The 17,290-nt window shown below is 37.3% G+C and carries 18 protein-coding genes; 5 read left to right on the top strand and 13 right to left on the bottom strand.

Going from position 1 to position 17,290, the window contains the following annotated elements; all coding sequences use genetic code 11:
• Window positions 1–95: 95 nt before the first annotated feature.
• From J0J35_RS02760 to J0J35_RS02740, 5 genes are all read right to left on the bottom strand, one after another.
• Entirely contained in the window at window positions 96–1,247 is a 1,152-nt protein-coding gene (locus J0J35_RS02760; protein ID WP_206917617.1) for a mannitol-1-phosphate 5-dehydrogenase, read from the bottom strand.
• Window positions 1,248–1,356: 109 nt separating this feature from the next.
• Window positions 1,357–1,788: a PTS sugar transporter subunit IIA gene (locus tag J0J35_RS02755; protein WP_206917616.1), complete on the bottom strand. Its 432-nt coding sequence runs from the start codon at window positions 1,786–1,788 to the stop codon at window positions 1,357–1,359.
• A gap of 1 nt (window position 1,789) precedes the next feature.
• Window positions 1,790–3,724 (bottom strand): transcription antiterminator, encoded by a 1,935-nt coding sequence (locus J0J35_RS02750; RefSeq protein WP_206917614.1) that lies wholly within the window; start codon window positions 3,722–3,724, stop codon window positions 1,790–1,792.
• Window positions 3,725–3,748: 24 nt separating this feature from the next.
• Window positions 3,749–5,578, bottom strand: a complete 1,830-nt coding sequence (locus tag J0J35_RS02745; RefSeq protein WP_206917612.1) for a PTS transporter subunit EIIC — start codon at window positions 5,576–5,578, stop codon at window positions 3,749–3,751.
• Between the two features lie 273 nt (window positions 5,579–5,851).
• Window positions 5,852–6,559 carry a GntR family transcriptional regulator gene (locus J0J35_RS02740; protein WP_206917610.1) on the bottom strand — a complete coding sequence of 236 codons (708 nt, stop codon included), beginning with the start codon at window positions 6,557–6,559 and terminating at the stop codon, window positions 5,852–5,854.
• A gap of 208 nt (window positions 6,560–6,767) precedes the next feature.
• Between J0J35_RS02740 and J0J35_RS02735 the strand changes: the two genes are divergently transcribed.
• The gene (locus J0J35_RS02735) at window positions 6,768–8,120 is read left to right on the top strand and encodes a glycoside hydrolase family 1 protein (protein WP_242534106.1); all 1,353 of its coding nucleotides are present in this window, start codon (window positions 6,768–6,770) and stop codon (window positions 8,118–8,120) included.
• Window positions 8,120–9,433 (top strand): PTS sugar transporter subunit IIC, encoded by a 1,314-nt coding sequence (locus tag J0J35_RS02730; protein ID WP_206917606.1) that lies wholly within the window; start codon window positions 8,120–8,122, stop codon window positions 9,431–9,433. Before J0J35_RS02735 ends, J0J35_RS02730 begins: the two co-directional genes overlap by 1 nt.
• Window positions 9,434–9,507: 74 nt before the next feature.
• Here J0J35_RS02730 and J0J35_RS02725 read toward each other — a convergent pair whose 3' ends face one another.
• The 5 genes from J0J35_RS02725 to J0J35_RS02705 form a co-directional block, all read right to left on the bottom strand.
• A complete protein-coding gene (locus J0J35_RS02725) occupies window positions 9,508–9,930 on the bottom strand; it encodes a gamma-glutamylcyclotransferase (RefSeq protein WP_206917604.1) in 423 nt (140 codons plus the stop codon).
• Complete coding sequence (gene pcp / locus J0J35_RS02720) at window positions 9,924–10,565, bottom strand: pyroglutamyl-peptidase I (protein WP_206917601.1); 642 nt, start codon at window positions 10,563–10,565, stop codon at window positions 9,924–9,926. The genes J0J35_RS02725 and pcp overlap by 7 nt, the downstream gene beginning before the upstream one ends.
• A gap of 18 nt (window positions 10,566–10,583) precedes the next feature.
• Window positions 10,584–11,516, bottom strand: coding sequence for a DUF979 domain-containing protein (locus J0J35_RS02715; RefSeq protein WP_206917599.1), 933 nt, complete (start codon window positions 11,514–11,516; stop codon window positions 10,584–10,586).
• A gap of 3 nt (window positions 11,517–11,519) precedes the next feature.
• A complete protein-coding gene (locus J0J35_RS02710) occupies window positions 11,520–12,194 on the bottom strand; it encodes a DUF969 domain-containing protein (protein ID WP_017370240.1) in 675 nt (224 codons plus the stop codon).
• A gap of 172 nt (window positions 12,195–12,366) precedes the next feature.
• Window positions 12,367–12,780, bottom strand: coding sequence for an organic hydroperoxide resistance protein (locus J0J35_RS02705; RefSeq protein WP_019292531.1), 414 nt, complete (start codon window positions 12,778–12,780; stop codon window positions 12,367–12,369).
• Window positions 12,781–12,889: 109 nt separating this feature from the next.
• On the opposite strand from J0J35_RS02705, the gene J0J35_RS02700 reads away from it, so the two are divergent.
• Window positions 12,890–13,330 carry a MarR family winged helix-turn-helix transcriptional regulator gene (locus tag J0J35_RS02700; protein WP_086582511.1) on the top strand — a complete coding sequence of 147 codons (441 nt, stop codon included), beginning with the start codon at window positions 12,890–12,892 and terminating at the stop codon, window positions 13,328–13,330.
• A gap of 45 nt (window positions 13,331–13,375) precedes the next feature.
• On the opposite strand, the gene J0J35_RS02695 is transcribed toward J0J35_RS02700, so the two are convergent.
• From J0J35_RS02695 to J0J35_RS02685, 3 genes are all read right to left on the bottom strand, one after another.
• Entirely contained in the window at window positions 13,376–14,068 is a 693-nt protein-coding gene (locus J0J35_RS02695; protein ID WP_086582686.1) for a type 1 glutamine amidotransferase domain-containing protein, read from the bottom strand.
• 99 nt (window positions 14,069–14,167) lie between these two features.
• Window positions 14,168–14,530 (bottom strand): DUF1304 domain-containing protein, encoded by a 363-nt coding sequence (locus J0J35_RS02690; RefSeq protein ID WP_165719573.1) that lies wholly within the window; start codon window positions 14,528–14,530, stop codon window positions 14,168–14,170.
• A gap of 9 nt (window positions 14,531–14,539) precedes the next feature.
• Window positions 14,540–14,824: a putative quinol monooxygenase gene (locus tag J0J35_RS02685; protein ID WP_206917598.1), complete on the bottom strand. Its 285-nt coding sequence runs from the start codon at window positions 14,822–14,824 to the stop codon at window positions 14,540–14,542.
• A 251-nt stretch (window positions 14,825–15,075) separates the two neighbouring features.
• On the opposite strand from J0J35_RS02685, the gene J0J35_RS02680 reads away from it, so the two are divergent.
• Together J0J35_RS02680 and J0J35_RS02675 are read left to right on the top strand one after the other, a co-directional pair.
• Window positions 15,076–16,557, top strand: coding sequence for an ABC transporter permease (locus J0J35_RS02680; protein ID WP_206917596.1), 1,482 nt, complete (start codon window positions 15,076–15,078; stop codon window positions 16,555–16,557).
• 14 nt (window positions 16,558–16,571) lie between these two features.
• Window positions 16,572–17,243: an ABC transporter ATP-binding protein gene (locus J0J35_RS02675; RefSeq protein WP_206917594.1), complete on the top strand. Its 672-nt coding sequence runs from the start codon at window positions 16,572–16,574 to the stop codon at window positions 17,241–17,243.
• The last annotated feature ends 47 nt before the right edge of the window (window positions 17,244–17,290 follow it).

Genomic DNA, 17,290 nt, shown 5'->3' with positions numbered 1-17,290 from the left:
AATTTTATTATATCAGAAAAGTCCTTTCTTTCACCATTTTAGTCTTCTAACTAAGTTAAAATCCTCATCAAAACGTAACTTTTTTCAAGGGAAATTCACTTCATATATTTTTTCGCACTCGCTTCAATCTCCGCAATCAAGGTTTCATCTGTAAGATTAGTGACTTCACGGATGACTGCGTTAAGCCCTTTTTCTTTTAATGTTTCTTGCAAAGCCATTGCTTCTTTATCGTTTTCATCTTTGTAGGCAAATATTTTCCCCACAACTGCCAAATGGCTTTGATAAGATAAACCGCGGTCAGAAAGTTCACGGATTGGGCGGATAAAGCGTTCATCGTAGCCTAGCTTACGCATCGGAGTTCGTGCTACACGGCTTATCTCATCCACTATCTCTGTATTTGAGAAGCGCTTAATAATCGTTTCGTGATATGCTTCCAACTCTTCTTCAGTAAAGTCCCATTTGGCTAAGAGCAACTGGCGTGTTTCAGCTTGGACGTCTTTAAGTGAGGCCAATACTTCATTATTTTGCAAGGCTTCTAAAATCGTTTGGTAACCATAATATGCGCCTGTATAAGCCACTGTCGCATGACCACTGTTAACAGAGAAGAGTTTACGTTCAATATAAGGTTCCAAATCTCTGGCATAATGAACACCATCAAGCTTTACTTCACTGTTTTTCAGTTGACTTTCGTCCACCACCCACTCACGGAAGGGTTCAACGACAACATAGAGCGGATCTTCATGGGATTGATTGGGGACGATACGGTCGACTGCCGCATTGGGAAAGCCAATCTTCGAATCTACAAATTCTAAATCAGCTGGAGTTAAGTATTCTTTGACCTTATCAAAAAGAAATTCAGAACCCCCAATCATGTTCTCACAAGCAAGGATGTCTAATGATTTTTGATTTCCTTGGGCTTTACGTTTTTGAATGCCTTTGGCAATCAGTTCTGCAATAAAAGGAAGTATGTTGGGGCCAATCGCTGTAGTAACGATATCAGCCTCTGCGATAGCCTCAACTACTGCTTCAGGGTTCTGCGCATTGTTAATGCCCGAAACGCTATGGACTTGAATTTTTTCATGCGATTGCTCTGCCAGCTCAATCGTATATTTTCCTTCCTCATTTAAAGCATTGATGATTTTTTCATTAACATCTACAAAGGCAATTTCAAAACCGTTCTTATATAAGATTTCTCCGATGAAACCACGTCCGATATTTCCTGCGCCAAAATGTACTGCTTTTTTCATTTGTATTTACCTTCATTTCTTCTTTTTACTCCTTCATTGTAATCGTTTTCTTTCCGCTACTAAATAAAAATCTTGGCACTTTTTACTGTGCCAAGATTTTTGAGATTGTCTAGTTTTCAAAGTATGCTGCGATTTCATCAACAGTTTGTGCATCTGCGATTTTAACGACATTATCGACATCAGCGCAGAAAAGCGAGATTTTTTGGATAAGCTCCAAATGCTCGTCTCCCACACCTGCTATTCCAAATAAAACAGTCGCCACTTTGCGTTCTTCAGCATCACCAAAGTTTATGCCTCGAGGGACTTGCACAATACATATGCCGGTTTTTTTAACTTCTTTTTTTGCTTCATCTGTGCCGTGAGGGATGGCGATAAAATTCCCCATATATACAGAAAGTTCCTCGTTGCGTTGAACCATAGCTGGAATATACGCTCCGGTCACACAGCCTGCATCATGAAGCAAGGAACCACAATATTCAATCGCTTCTTCTTTTGTTTCAAAATGCTTATTTAGTTTTATCAGATTTCTTTGAATTCTCATTTTATTCTCCATATTTTTGGATTGATTCAGTCATAATCATTTTTAAGAGCTCTTCGACAACTTCTTGATTACCGGAATCATAAATTTTCGTATACAGTTTATTTTCGATGATTGAGCTCGATATTCTTCCCAAGAGATATGTCACATAATGGTCAACTTCTGGAGGTGCTAATAACAAGAGAACACGATTAACGCTTATTTTCTCTTGGTTCATAGCAATTACTTCTATGTGCTCCTCTAAATCATATATTTTGAAAAGCGGATACGGCACTGTTCCATGGAGACCATGAAGCAGTGCAATATTTGTATCCGGAATGGCCAAATGTGTCGCCTCGAAACGTTCTAACAAGAGCCGAGCCAATCCTTCTTTTTCTGAAAAACCCAAGCGCTGTACAATAAGTTCAATAACAGCTTGCAAATGGGGTGGATTTTCTAAAGTTTCCAGAGAAAATTGTTCTAATAAAGTATTACTTATACTGAATAACCTGCTTAGATCTACTGTATGTCGAGGCTCATCTTCCCTATTTTCTTTCCTTGCCTCTTGTTGAATTACACGCAATTGGTGACGAATATCATCCGTATTTTTCTGATCCAATATACGACTCACATAAATATAATTCAACTCTTTTTCTGTTGTAAATACTACATCATAGTGCTCCAGATCCGGAATTTCAGACAATTGGATAATATCGATACGCTTCAAAAAGGGGAAATTTTTCTTTAAGTGACTAATCAAAAATTCACAAGAGATTCGCCCCCGACTTGTAACAATAGCCGCTGTTAAGGGAAGAACCAAATCACTTCGTTCAAGAGTCGCTACGAAATGCAAAGTTACAAAAGCTGTATCTGTGCTGGAGAATTTCCGTGAAAATACTTTCGGCAGAACATCCTGCACAACCTTAAAAACTTTTTTGTTGTCCGCTTCAATCTTTTTGATAAACTTATTTTCTTTTTCGGAGGAAAGATCCGGTAAAATTTCTGTTTCTTTTAGATGAGCATAAAGAAGGCCATAGAGTTTATCGTCTTTGATAAAAGCAATATCCATTTTTTGTGAAACCTCACTGATCAGTTGGCGTACTTTATACGAAAACTGACTGTCAAATTTTTCCATAAAAAGAACTTCACGTCCAAAACCAAAGTAAAGTACATCATAAATACTGGCTAGATAAACAATCTCTGCGAGACTAAAAGATGTTCCCCCTAGCTCTTGGATAATTTCCCTTACAAAGGCAATTGCTTCTTTACTTGGTTTACGCCAAAGTCCAGATGAAATTGTCTTTCCTTGGTTAATCCTTAGCAGTGTTATGCCAAGGAAAAATTGCATCAAAACCTTACTTTTATCGACCGCTTTTATCTCGACATTTTTTTCAAAGATTGCTTTTGCTGTATCTAAAAACTGTGTTTCCAAAAATGAAGCTATTTTTCCTTCCGCAAAATCGCCATTCAATGCTTCACTGATACTCATCGAGTCATTTAATATCGAAACCAAGACCGAACGAATTTTTTCTTCTTTTCCAGTAATCCAAATTTCGTCATCTTGATGTAAAAAGAGTTCATTTTCTTCACAAATTTTATCTAAATGTTTCAAATCCGAAATAACAGTGGGCAAACTTACTGCAAAACGTTCTGCTAATTCTTCAAGAGAATAATGCTTCGTGACTAAAAGAACAATCTCAGCTTTTTGTCTTTCTTGAGGCGAAAACTCCTTGAGCTCCTGAAGTTGCTCTAACCGGGCAAGATCTCCTTCTAAATAATAGCCTTCTGTTGAAGTACGTAAATAAATACCCATATTAGGCAAAGTCAGTTGAAATTTATCTAAATCTCGATAGATTGTTCTTCTGCTGGCTCCAGTCGCTTCCATCATATCTGCAACGGTCAGAGTTTCCTTCACTAAAAATTCTTGGATGATTTGTTGTTCACGTTGTGTTACTAACACGAGGTTTCCCCCTTTACTTTTGGTTTATAACTTGTTCAAACGTGCGACAAGTTGGTCATATCTTGGTGTTGTAATCAGACTTTCAACCTCGAGATATTGAGCATTAGGCGCAACTCTTTTAGCACGATGTGTAAACTCTTCTGTAGTTACAATCATGATGTTTGCTGCATTGAAAGCTGCTAAACCTAAAAACTCTACATCTGAAATCGGAAGCTGAATGCCATTCATCTTAAAGATGGCACCTAATGTTTCTTTCCCCATCGTTGCGGAACCGATATGCTCACCATCATGAGCAAAGACAACCTCATCAATTTGATTCAAATCTATTTCTTCTTCTACTGTTGGACTGTTCGTTAAGGTTACCGGTTCACTTTTAGATGGCTCTGAAGCCTGTGTTTGAGATAATTGGGAAATAATCTCATCGTATTTTGGTGAATTTAAAAAGTTGGAAACAGAATATCGAATTGCATCTGGTGACATTGTCGCCGCACGAGCAGCTAATTCTTCTTGTGTGACAACGATAGTATCTGGCCCTGCTTTCAGATTAGCAATAGCAATATTTGTAACATCTTGTGGCAAACCAGCTTTATTAACTTTGTTTCTTAGGATGGATGCGCCCATCGCAGATGAACCCATACCCGCATCACAAGCAAAAATGACATGTTTAACCGCTGAAAAATCAACTGCTTTGTGAGATGGAGCAAGTTGCCCTTTAGCAACAGCCTTTGCTTCCGAAACATTGGCTTGTGCTTCTTCAAGTGCTGAGTCATCAACCATTGACTTGTCACGTTTCAAAATGAAGGACGCAACAAGGAAGGAAACACCGGCAGCTACAAGAATACCGGCCCAAACACTAAGAATATTTCCCAAGCCTCCTGCAGCCTTACCAGAAGCCATTCCTGTGATGGCAATAATTGAACCTGGCGACGCTGGTGCTTGAAGACCTGCCCCTAAGAAATTGTTTGTCAAAGTACCTGATACACCACCAGCAATTACTGCGAAAAACAGAGCTGGTTTCATCATCACGTATGGGAAATAAATTTCGTGAATACCACCAATAAATTGAATAATTATCGCACCTGGTGCTGTAGCTTTTGCTGAACCTTTACCAAAGAGCCAAAATGCAATCAAAATACCAAGACCTGGTCCAGGGTTTGCTTCGAGTAAAAACAACAGTGACTTTCCTTGTTCACTGGCTTGTTGGATACCCAAAGGCGTCAAAATACCTTGGTTAATGGCATTATTTAAAAATAGAATTTTAGCAGGTTCAATAAAGACATTTGCTAAAGGAATAAGGTGGTTGGAAACAAGGAAATCAACTCCTTGCCCCATAATATCTGTTAAAGCTGCAACTAATGGACCAACTACTTTTACAGCAAATAATGAAATACCAAAACCGACAAGACCAGCTGAAAAATTGTTAATCAACATCTCAAGCCCTGCTTTGATATGAGGTTGCACGACTTGGTCGAATTTTTTAATCAGCCAAGCTCCAAGAGGACCTAAAATCATAGCACCTAAAATCATCGGAACATTGCCGTTTTCATTAAGACCGCCCATCGTAGTTGTTGCTGTGGCGACAATCGAACCAAATGTGGCAATTGCACCAACAACACCTCCGCGGTGATCATAGATATTCTTACCGCCTGTATAACCAATCATGACTGGAATAAGAAAGACAAGCATTGGGCCAACCATAGCAGCAAAAGTACTGTTTGGTGTGAAACCATCTGGGATAAAGAACATCGTGAGAACACCCCAAGCAATTAAGATTGGAATGTTAGGCATAACCATATTTGAGAGTGCTGTTCCAAGTTTCTGAACCCGCACTTTAAGACTAGTTTTTTCTTTCATTACAACTCCTTATAAGATAATTAATATTGTATATTTAGATTGTAAACGCTTTCGTTTGTGTTTCATAAAAAAACCTTGGCACTTTTTATTGTGTCAGGGTTTTTATTGTGTGTTTTATTTTTGTATTGAACTGAGAATTAAGATTTTCAATTAGTATTTCTCACTTATATTTGCATTGGAATTTTTTGTATACGTTTTCCAAAAGAAGTATAACATAATAATCCTATGTTTACCATTTAATTCACTCTTGTTGATGGATCATTTAGGAATTCACTATGATTCGTTACTCAAATTTACTTCTGAAGTTATCTCAATACTATTGTGTAAAAATCGCGTATGAGAATACTCAAAATGGCGACCATCTAATAAATAAGCAACCTGTTCAATTTCAAAAATAGCTCCCTCAGAAGTAGCATTAAGATACTTCATGTCATAGTGGTCAACTGTATCTGCTCGAAAAATTCTCACTCCCTTATCAATTTTCAAACCTAACTTTTTCTGTATATGCTCGTAAATAGAATTCTCTAAAACTTCGTAAGTAACTCCGGGTATAAGGGAAACGGGCATTATGGTGTATTCTAATTCCTTAGGGCGTTCTCCAATCATTCTTAAGCGTATAATTTCATAAATTTCTTCATTGCTTTTGAGTTTTAATTTCTCTTTTTCCAAATTGTCGCAAGGACGGATATCGAAGGATACTACTTTGCTATACGCACTTTTGGGAAAAAGCTTAGACAAAGGTAACATTTCACTTAAATGTTGTCGAACAAAGTAAGCAGATGTAACATAACTCCCCTTACCTTTGATACTTTCAATAATTCCTTCATACTGCAATAATTTAAAGGCTTCTGACACTGTGACACGACTAGTGTTAAATTCTTCAGCAAATTCCTCTTGTCGAGGAATTTTACTGCCAACTGGATATTCCCCTATTGCTATCTTTTCTTTGATATGTTTTACAATCTTGATATACTTCCTCATACAATTTCTCCTCTCTTATGTAAACATTTTACTTTACAAAGCTATTTACAACTTTATTTTATTTATTATAATAAAAATGTAGGCGTTTACAAAAACTTTTGAAAATGAATCTATCTTAAAAGTCATTTCTTATAAGATAGATCAATTACATGTATAGGAGATATTTATGGTACAAACAAACTTTTTTTGGGGCAATTCCGTGTCCAGTATGCAAACAGAAGGTGGCTGGGATCAAGGTGGAAAATCTTTATCAGTTTATGATATTGTAGAAGCTACTGAAACAAGTTCTGACTGGCATTTTGCTAATGACAACTATAACAACTTTGAAGAGGATTTTGACTTTATACAGGATTTAGGGATGAATATGTATCGTTTCCAAATTTCTTGGTCACGCGTTGTTATTGATGGAGATGGTGCATTCAATGAAGAAGGCATTGCTTATTATGATCGTCTTATTGATGCTCTCATTTCACGCGGTATTGAGCCTATGATTTGTCTTTATCATTTCGATATGCCCTTAAAGTTAGCAAAAGAATACAATGGTTTTGTCAGTAAACACGTCAAGGATGCCTTCATCCGTTTTGGTAAAGAAATGGTCGACCGCTTTGCACACAAAGTCAAATATTGGTTAACTTTCAACGAGCAAAACATCTTCCATTTTAACGAAGGTTTTAAAATCGCTGGATATTTAGGCGAAAAATCTACTGAAGCTCTTTATCAAATCTTTCATAATGTTATGGTTTGTCATGCAGAAATTGCTAATCATATTCATGCAACAACTGATGCAGAAATCGGTGGTATGCTAGCCTACAGTGAATTTTACCCTGCTACTTCTAAACCGGACGATATCAAAGTTGCCCGTGAATGGGACGAATTTGTGAATTACACTCTGATGGATTGTTATGTTCATGGGCGTTATTCTAAAATGCAAGATGCTTTTGTTAAAAATAGCAAGATCAATATGAATATCTTAGCTGGTGAAATGGAAAGTATTCAAAACCATAAGAACGATTGGATTGCCTTTTCTTATTATGCTTCTTCAACTTTAAGTGCTGAGACTATTCCAGAAGGAACTGCTCCCAACTTCTATGCTGATTTTGGTAAAACCCTTAACCCACATATCCCAGCAACTGAGTGGCAATGGCAGATTGATCCGCTTGGTTTTAGAGATGTGATGAACAAGATGTACCAACGCTACCATGTTCCACTCTTTCCTATCGAAAACGGAATTGGTGTACAAGAGGAATGGGATGGTAAAACCCCAATCCAAGATGATTACCGTATTGAGTACCATGAAGCACATATCAAGGCTATGTTTGATGCCATGTATCTGGATGGCGTTGAATGTTTAGGTTATCTAGGCTGGGGACTCATCGATATTTTAAGCTCCCAAGGTGATATGCGCAAGCGTTACGGACTTGTTTATGTAAATCGTACCAACCATGATTTACGAGACATGAAGCGGGTTCCTAAAAAATCTTACAACTGGTTTAAAGAAGTTATCCGTACCAATGGTCAAAATATTTATCCTGCTAAAGAAAATATAGGAGGAGAGGACTGATGACAGAAGAAAAGCAAAGTTTTGTTGAAAAATTCACCATGTTTTCAGCACGATTAGGAAATCAAGTTCATTTACGTTCTTTACGTGATGCTTTTACAACCATTATGCCTATGTTCATCATGGCTGGACTTGCAGTTCTTGCCAACAATGTTATCTTTCCTCGGATTTTTTCTGGTAATACTCTAGAAAAATTTCAAGTCTTTGGTAATGTTGTAACTAATGGAACCCTCAATATTGCAAGCATACTCGCTGCTGCAGCTATTGCCTTTTTCTTGGCTAAAAACAAAAATTTTGAAAATCCTATTGGTGCCGTACCTATTGCCTTAACAGTTCTAACTGTGATGATGGCGATGAACTATTCTTTAATTCCAGATGGAGCTGAGGAACCTGTGTCCATCACAGGTATTCTTCCTTATTCAGCTTTAGGAACTCAAGGAATGTTTGCTGGGATTATTGTTGGTCTACTATCAACAGAGCTTTATATGAGATTAGCCAATAATAAACATTTACAAATAAACCTTGGTGATCAAGTGCCTTATGCTGTGGGAAAAGCCTTTTCTACACTTATTCCCACAATAATTACGGTAACTGTTTTTGGTATTCTTAGTGCTATCATGATATCCGTATTTAATACCGATATGATTTCTGTCATTTCACAGGGAATCCAAGAGCCATTACGTGCGGTTAACACATCACTCCCTGGCTATCTTTTGATTTATTCTTTCGGGAATTTCCTCTTTGGTATTGGGATACATCAGTCTGTTATCAATGCGGTTCTAACAGAACCTTTCATGTTAGTTAATATGAATGAAAATATGGCAGCTGTCCAAGCTGGACAAGCAGCTCCTCACATACTTAACACTAATTTTCAGACAGTCTATGCTCAAATGGGCGGAACAGGCGCAACAATTTCTCTATTAATTGCTGTCTTCTTCTTCGTCAAGTTCAAACCATATCGAGATGTTTCAAAATTAGGACTTGCCCCTGGTCTCTTCAATATAAATGAACCTATTATTTTTGGGATGCCTATTGTCTTTAATTTGCCTATGATTATCCCATTTGTCTTAAATCCAATTATTGGGGCGCTTATTGGTTATTTTGCAACCGCTATCGGCTTCGTAGCTCCACTAGCTTACTTGGTTCCATGGACCACACCTCCACTCATTTCAGGATTTATAGGTTCAGGTGGTGATATTAAAGTAGTTCTTGTGCAGATTATTATTCTTATAATTGGTGTAGCTATTTATTTGCCTTTCCTCAAAATTTCTGAACGAGTAGCACGCATACAAGCCGAAAATGAGCTTATCGAATAAAAGATATTTTATAAGTTTTCTTTATATAGCTAAAACAAAAACAAAAAAACAAGAAGCCCAACGACTTCTTGTTTTTATTCAACCGTCTGCAACATATATTCCAACCAGTCTCCTGAGTCAACAGGTACTAACTGATCATTGGTATTAAGACTTGCATTTGGATTATAGTGATAATAGTAAACTTCTTCTGTTTGGCCGTTACTGAGAGAGGCTGTGGTACTTCGACGAATGTACTCACTGCTTTCTGGACTTTCTGGGTTAAAATTTTCCATACCATCGAGTGTTCGAATACTTTTTGAGAAGTCATAAAAGGTAAAAACTTCTCCTATTATTTCTGAATCACCGTCAAAGATTGCGGGATAACCCTTATTTTCAATATGAAAGAGATTGCCCTTAATTTTTGCTGGTGTACTTTCCAGAACCTCACCTTTTAAATATTTTTCATAGTTAAACATGTCTGTACGTAAGCTACCGTATACAAAAACTTTCTTTAACATATTTCCCCACCAATAACACGTAAATCTTCAGAATAGCGCGTGCATGCTTCTAAGGCAACTTCAATCCCTTTAACAATCTCGTCCAATGACATATAAGGTGTATCTTTTTTATCAATGACTTGTGATGTAGCATAAGGAATATGAATGAAACCAGCTTTAACTTCGGGATATTTTTTCTCTAAGAGGTAACACACACCATAGAAAACATGGTTGCATACAAAGGTACCGGCTGTGTTAGACAAGGTTCCAGGAATGCCAGCTTTATTTAATTCGCTAACCATTGCTTTAACTGGCAATGTAGAGAAATATGCTGGAGCACCATCTTCTTTTACGGGCTCATCGACAGGCTGATTGCCTTCATTATCTGGAATTCTGAAATCATCCACATTAATGGCGACACGTTCTGGCGTAATCGCGAAGCGTCCACCGGCTTGGCCAATATTTACAACCACATCTGGATGATGTTTTTCAATAGCTTCTTCAATTTTTTCGAGTGATTTATAACGCACTGTCGGAATAATCAACTTAATAATCTCAGCACCGTTGATTTCTGATGCAACACATTTCACAGCTTCTTCAGCTGGATTGAGTGCTTCACCACCAAATGGATCAAAACCTGTTAACAAAATTTTCATAATAGAATAATCTCCTTTTTAAAATGCGATAAAGTACATTACGAGGATGTGCAGAACGATAAGCGTAAGTGAAACTGGCGCTTGTACCTTGATCACTTTATTCTCATCTTTCATCTCAAGCAAGGCAGCAGGCACGATATTAAAGTTGGCTGCCATTGGCGTCAGTAAAGTACCACAATATCCTGCAGTCAGTGCTAATGCCCCAGCAATTACGGGATTTGCTCCTTGGGCAAGGACAAACGGAATCCCAATACCCGCTGTGATGACAGAGAAAGCCGCAAAAGCATTCCCCATAATCATCGTGAAAATCACCATGCCAAGAACATAAGCTACTACGCCGAGCAAGCGGTTATCCGCAGGGACAATGCCTGTAATCCCTTGCGAGATAACTTCACCAACACCTGCGGTTGTAAATAGTGCGCCTAAGGCAACCAACAATTGTGGTAAAATCGCAACTGGCCCCATCGAATCAAAGAGGCGGGCGCCATCCTCCACAGATTCTGTCACTTTTGCTTTTGTCATTATCAATGCAAACACTAAGGCAACAACCGAAGCTACACCGATAGCAAAGAGTGAAGCATTGGTAAATTTACCTAAAGCCATCGCAATGCCAACAGCTACAAATGCCAGAATAAAGGAAGGAATAAAGATTTTATTCTTCAAGACTTTAGACTGTTTTTCGCCAAAGTTGTCGTCCAAAGCTTTATATCTCCCAAAGGTCACTTGCTTAGTTAGTGTAAGTAAACTGCTTAAAACAATAAAGAGTCCTACAAGCCAGGCTGGGATAAGTGCACCAAAAATAAATGGTATAGCAATTAAAATCCAAAAAAGAGCCGTTCCGAAACGTTTGCTTCCCTGTATTGTAGTTAAAGCTTTATAGGCCATATAAATCATGAGTAAACCCATAAGGACATAAAAAATATTTAATGAAACGTCAATAAAAGCTTGCATGGTTTATTTTACCTCTTTCTTTCCAAATTTTCGAAGAAGTTTTCTGTCATACAGTACAAACTGGATAGCTGTCACTAGAAAAGCAAGGACAGCCATGATAATACTGGCAACTGCTACGTCTACGGCTGAAACATCATAGTTAAAACTTGACATGGTTGAAGTGATCAAGAGAACACCGGCGCTCCCTGCAAAGAGATTTTGCCCAAAGAAGTTACCATAGTTTTCTGCTGCGGCAGAAATTGCCTTAATATCATCGTCTTCAGACTCCACATCACCAAATTTACTCACTGCGGCAGCTTTGGCCATCGGCTGAATGAGTGGTCGAACAAACTGTGGATGACCACTAATACGAATAGACATTGCGCCTGCAATAAAACGAATAAAAACATAAACAAGGGCAATACGACCTGTTGTAAGTGACTGGATACGGCCAATAAGATCTACTGCACGTTGGCGAAGGCCATTACGTTCCAAAACACCGATAACTGGAAGAGTCAAAACAAAAAGCGAAACCATACGGTTATCGACAAAAGATTGACCTAAAATAGTTAGAATCTCCTGAATGCTCAAACCTGCAACCAGACCTGTAGAAATCCCAGCGACAACAACAACAAATAAGGTCTCTATCTTGAAAACAAAACCAATCAAGACAATCAAGACACCTATGAGTTTAATCATAAAATAATTCCTCCTAGAATATATATATCAGACAATTATACACTATTTGTCTATTATGCACAATTTATAATTGGATAATATTTTATGTTATTGTCTAAACAAATAGAGATAGCTCGTAGCTATCTCTATTTATATTATTCCCTGATACTTATTCTACCAGTATTTCTCAGTTTTAAAAAATATCAATCGTAACTTCAATATTACCTTTTGTCGCACGAGAATAAGGACAAGTTTCATGGGCCATTTCTAACAATTCTTTTGCTTCCTCAAAGCTTACACCGTCTATATGTCCTACGATATCAACACCTAAAACAACGTCAGGTACTGCGCCTTGACTTAAGTTATAGAGAGATACAGTTACTTCTATAGTTGATTCTCCATCAACATTTCTTGATTTTTTGACATAGTCTAAAGCACTGTTAAAACAAGCGCTATACCCCGCTGCGAATAACTGTTCTGGATTTGTCGCATCCACAGCTTTACTTCCTGGCGCTGCGATGTCTAATTTAAAGCTATTATCGGGGGAGTGGACTTCACCATTACGGCCACCTGTATTTATCATTTTTGTTGAAAATATTTTTTGCATTACCTTACCTCTTTTTATTTTTAATTGTGCACAATTTAATTTTACTAAATATAATTGAATTTGACAAATATATGAAATCAGTTATAATAAAAATATTTGGGAGGACACTATGAGTAATTCGATTTTAAACAAGGAACTTTGCTTTCAACTATACATTGCTTCTAAAGAAATTATAAAACAGTACAAGCCGTATTTAAAAAAGTATGACTTAACATACACAAGCTTTATTGCTTTGCTGGCATTAGAAGATGGCATGACCGTGAATGAGTTGGGGGAAGAATTATATTTAGATTCTGGTACCTTAAGTCCTTTATTAAAGAAATTGGAACAAAAAGGATATCTTGTTCGAAAACGTTCGCGTTCGGATGAGCGTATTGTCAAACTATTTTTAAGTGTAGATGGAAAAAAACTCAAAAAAATGCTTCCTGCTATTTCCCTACAAGTTGGACAAGAACTTGCAGGACAATCTGATGAAATTAATTATAATAGTTTGATTATGCAACTCTCTCAACTTAATAACATTATGAAAAATATGAAACGAAAACCATAACACTCTTATTTTTCAAACTAAAAAAGAAGGTAGAGCCTTCTTTTTTTAGTGGTTTAATTTACGTAATTCAGCTACAAGTAATTCAGCTACTTTTTGGGGAGATTGAGGATTTTGTCCAGTAATTATTCGCCCATCTCTAATAGCATACTCTTTGAAAGCTGCGGCTTTTTTGTATCGCGCTCCACGTTGATTTAACTCGGTTTCGGTTAAGAAAGGGACAGCAGTTGTTGTTCCATTAAGCTCTTCTTCTTCGTTTGTAAATCCGGTAACGACTTTATCTTTTATAAGGTATTGCCCCTCTTCATCTTTCAAGTTCAAAAGACCAGCTGCACCATGACAAACAGACGTTATAAATCCACCTGCATAATAAATTGCTTCAGCGACTTTCATCAACTCTTTATCTTCGGGATAATCCCACAGTACACCATGACCACCTGTAAAATATATAGCGCCATAATCCTGAGGATTTAAATCCGTTATTTTTTTCGTGTTGGAAAGAGCATCTTCCCTAAAACTTCTTTCTGTATACCATTTCCAATCGATTTCGTTCGCATATTTAAAACTTTCAGGATCAAGGGGAACATAGCCACCTTTTGGACTTGCAAAGTCAACTTCATAACCTGCAGAGATTATTTCATCATAAAAATGAGTTGTCTCTCCCAACCAGAGCCCTGTAGCTCTATTTGTCTTATCATATTTGGGCGTATTTGTTTCTATGATTAATATTTTTTTCGTCATTTTTTTCTTTCCTTTCCAGTTTGGACTCACTTATACCTTCTTATAAAGCTTAGGAATTATTATAAAAACTGTTGTTCAGTGTTGGATTACTTTATCTATTTAGAAGAAAATAATACTAAGTAGAGTTAAGATGGCTAAACCACCTTGTTTAAAAATAATGAAGCGGTCGCTCGTGAGGCTCCCATACAGCGCAACTAAAATAATATATACCAAGAAGACACTCAATAATTCAATGCGTGCGGCAGAAACAAACAGTGCATAAAGTATCCCAATACCAATCAACCCGTTGTATATACCTTGATTTTTAAACAGTACTTGGACGTTTTTGTTTTGTAAATCCTCGCTGGTCATTTTGAACACTCTAGATGTTGCATCAGAAGTCGTTTTTACCGTTTCTAAATAGGTAATATAAAAGAATTCTATGGCGACCAAGACTCCTAAAATAGTTGTTATGACTGACATAAGCTTATTTTACCCCTTCTCTACAATTTGCAATTCCGGCTTTTTAACACTATAGTTAGTGATATTTTGCGCGAAAGCTAGCAGCAAAGGATTGGTGTTGTGTTTTTCGATTGTTTCTAAAGAAGCCCAGTTTTCAATCATCACAAATTTATTTGTTGAAAGCACTGCTTCGTATAAATCATAAGCTAAACATCCTTCTTCTTGTCTGGAAGAAGCAATCAGTTCCTCTGTATCTCTTAAAAATTCTTCTCTTTTTTCGTCTTTGATAAAAAATTTAGCATTAACAATAATCAAATGTCCATCCTCTTTCTGTGACTTTTATTCTTTTCCACAATAATTGACTAATCAATCATTGACTGGTCAATAATACTCCATTTTCTAATTAATTTCAAGAATATTGACTTAAACTCTCTACTCAAAGTTACTAACGCATCTCTTTTTTACAATAAAATATTTCTTAAGTTTCGCTTATGTATCGTTTAACTAATTTTTAAGTAAATAAGCATACAATTTGTTTTATTAATTTAGACAACGGAGAATCTCATTTGGATTTTATAAGACGTGCCTGGCTTTTTACTAAAGCCAAACTATCACGAACCCTTCTACTTATTGTGGCCTTTTCAACTATACTTATTTTTGTTCTTTCGGGCTTGGTTATTCATACAGCTTCTAACCGTTCCATCGAAAATGCGAAGAAGAGTGCCGGAGCGACTGTTACACTCTCCATTAATCGTTCTGCAATGATGGAAAATTTTTCTAAGAATGATTCAACAGGGAAAACGAACAAGTCTGATATGCCTGACATTACTCAAGCAGATGCTGAAAAAATAGCGAAACTTTCTGGAGTAAAATCTTACTCGTATACAAAACAAGCTACAGCAAATGCCGAAAGCAATATCGAAGCAATCAGTCAATCTGACACCTCAGAAAATAATGATAAACAAGGAGCTGTCTTTATGGCAGGGCCGGAAATGAGCGGAAGTACTCCCGGTGATTTCAAAATCGTTGGTACAAACGACTTGCTCGCCTCTTCAGAGTTTTCGGGTGGGACAAATAAAATAACCTCTGGACGCGCGATTCAGTCCTCTGATGAAGGAACGAATAATGTTGTCATTGAAGAGAGCTTGGCTAAACAGAACAACCTCAAAGTAAACTCAACATTTACCCTCAAAGATAGTAATGATAAAACTTACAAAATGACTGTTGTAGGACTTTACAAATCAGGTTCAACAGAAAATGATTTGGCCGCAGACTTTAGCTTTATGAACCCAGCCAATCAGATATACACTGCTTTGAGTGTGCCAAACCAAATCGATGGTAAAACAGGAACGCTTGGAAGTGCAATCTTTAATCTGGAAAACCCAGAAGATTCAGAGAAGTTTGTCAAAGAAGCTACCAAGCTTATCGATACAGATAAATTTGAAGTACAGTCTAATGATGCTATTTACCAACAAATGCTACAACCTCTGAACAATATCAGCAGTTTTTCTAAAAATATTGTTATCCTTGTGACACTTGCAGGTGCCATCATCCTTGCGCTTATCGTAATGCTCATGGTGCGAGAACGCCGCTTTGAAATTGGTGTCTTGATGAGCTTAGGCGAGTCAAAAGGAAAAATTGTGGCGCAATTCTTTACCGAACTATTTATGATAATGGTCGTTTCTATCGGTATAGCCTCAGCTACTGGTAACTTTGTGGGCAATGCCGTCGGCCAACAGTTACTTAATCAAGAAACTCAAACCAGTCAAACCAATCAACCTACCCAAATAAATGGTACTCAAAGACAAGAAGATGGACCTCAGGCTGAAAAAGGAGGTCCTAATGCTCAACCTGGCGGAATGCGTACGGCGATTGGTATGGGACAAAATAATGAACAGCTCAAGGCCATAAATGAGCTCGAAATTAAAACAAATCCTCAACAAATCGCGATTTTAGCAGCTCTTGCACTCTTGATTACGCTTGTGGCCGTTGGTTTAGCAGCAATTGGTATTTTACGCTTAAACCCTAAACAAGTGCTGACAAATTAAAGAAGGAGGACATTATGACAGTATTAAACATTGAAAATTTGACTTACTACTATAACCATCCTGAAGATTACCTCTTTCAAGATGTCACAGAAACTTTTGAAGCAGGAATTATGTACAGTATTCTCGGCCAATCTGGAAGTGGAAAAACAACACTACTCTCTCTTCTAGCAGGTTTAGATATGCCCAAGTCTGGACAGATTAAACTTAATGGAGACGAGATAAAAGCAAATCAGCTCACCAATTATCGTAAGAACATCGTTTCTACCATTTTTCAAGCTTATAATTTATTAACCTATATGTCAGCTTTTGAAAATGTAAAAACAGCGCTCAGGATCTCAAAAGTCTCCTTTGACGATGAGAAGCAGTCAATTATTGATAGCTTGGAAAAAGTTGGTTTGACAGAGGACTTAATATACAAGCCTATAAGTAAACTTTCAGGAGGACAGCAGCAACGTGTGGCTATCGCACGCGCCCTTGTTTTAAATCATGATATCATCATTGCGGATGAGCCTACAGGAAATCTTGATGAAAATACGACGCGCCAAATTGTCGAGCTTTTCAAAAAAATAGCGCATGAAGATCATAAACTTGTAATTATCGTGACTCATGAAACAGAGGTAGCTCAAAACTCTGATGTTGTCTACCAACTCAAGAATAAAAAATTCACCAAGTTAGATGCTTTTTGAAAGAAGCCAGACAAAAAAGACTAGCTCTCGGCTAGTCTTTTTTCTTA

It is taken from the genome of Lactococcus sp. LG606 (assembly GCF_017309645.1).
Taxonomy (GTDB): Bacteria; Bacillota; Bacilli; order Lactobacillales; family Streptococcaceae; genus Lactococcus; species Lactococcus petauri.
Note: the sequence above shows the minus strand (reverse complement) of the source record. Positions and strands in the feature narration are given on the sequence as shown.

Coding starts and splice junctions, on each gene's coding strand:
- J0J35_RS02760 (WP_206917617.1), bottom strand. CDS start 1,247: ATGAAAAAAGCAGTACATTTTGGCGCAGGAAATATCGGACGTGGTTTC.
- J0J35_RS02755 (WP_206917616.1), bottom strand. CDS start 1,788: ATGAGAATTCAAAGAAATCTGATAAAACTAAATAAGCATTTTGAAACA.
- J0J35_RS02745 (WP_206917612.1), bottom strand. CDS start 5,578: ATGAAAGAAAAAACTAGTCTTAAAGTGCGGGTTCAGAAACTTGGAACA.
- J0J35_RS02740 (WP_206917610.1), bottom strand. CDS start 6,559: ATGAGGAAGTATATCAAGATTGTAAAACATATCAAAGAAAAGATAGCA.
- J0J35_RS02735 (WP_242534106.1), top strand. CDS start 6,768: ATGCAAACAGAAGGTGGCTGGGATCAAGGTGGAAAATCTTTATCAGTT.
- J0J35_RS02730 (WP_206917606.1), top strand. CDS start 8,120: ATGACAGAAGAAAAGCAAAGTTTTGTTGAAAAATTCACCATGTTTTCA.
- J0J35_RS02725 (WP_206917604.1), bottom strand. CDS start 9,930: ATGTTAAAGAAAGTTTTTGTATACGGTAGCTTACGTACAGACATGTTT.
- pcp (WP_206917601.1), bottom strand. CDS start 10,565: ATGAAAATTTTGTTAACAGGTTTTGATCCATTTGGTGGTGAAGCACTC.
- J0J35_RS02715 (WP_206917599.1), bottom strand. CDS start 11,516: ATGCAAGCTTTTATTGACGTTTCATTAAATATTTTTTATGTCCTTATG.
- J0J35_RS02710 (WP_017370240.1), bottom strand. CDS start 12,194: ATGATTAAACTCATAGGTGTCTTGATTGTCTTGATTGGTTTTGTTTTC.
- J0J35_RS02705 (WP_019292531.1), bottom strand. CDS start 12,780: ATGCAAAAAATATTTTCAACAAAAATGATAAATACAGGTGGCCGTAAT.
- J0J35_RS02700 (WP_086582511.1), top strand. CDS start 12,890: ATGAGTAATTCGATTTTAAACAAGGAACTTTGCTTTCAACTATACATT.
- J0J35_RS02695 (WP_086582686.1), bottom strand. CDS start 14,068: ATGACGAAAAAAATATTAATCATAGAAACAAATACGCCCAAATATGAT.
- J0J35_RS02690 (WP_165719573.1), bottom strand. CDS start 14,530: ATGTCAGTCATAACAACTATTTTAGGAGTCTTGGTCGCCATAGAATTC.
- J0J35_RS02675 (WP_206917594.1), top strand. CDS start 16,572: ATGACAGTATTAAACATTGAAAATTTGACTTACTACTATAACCATCCT.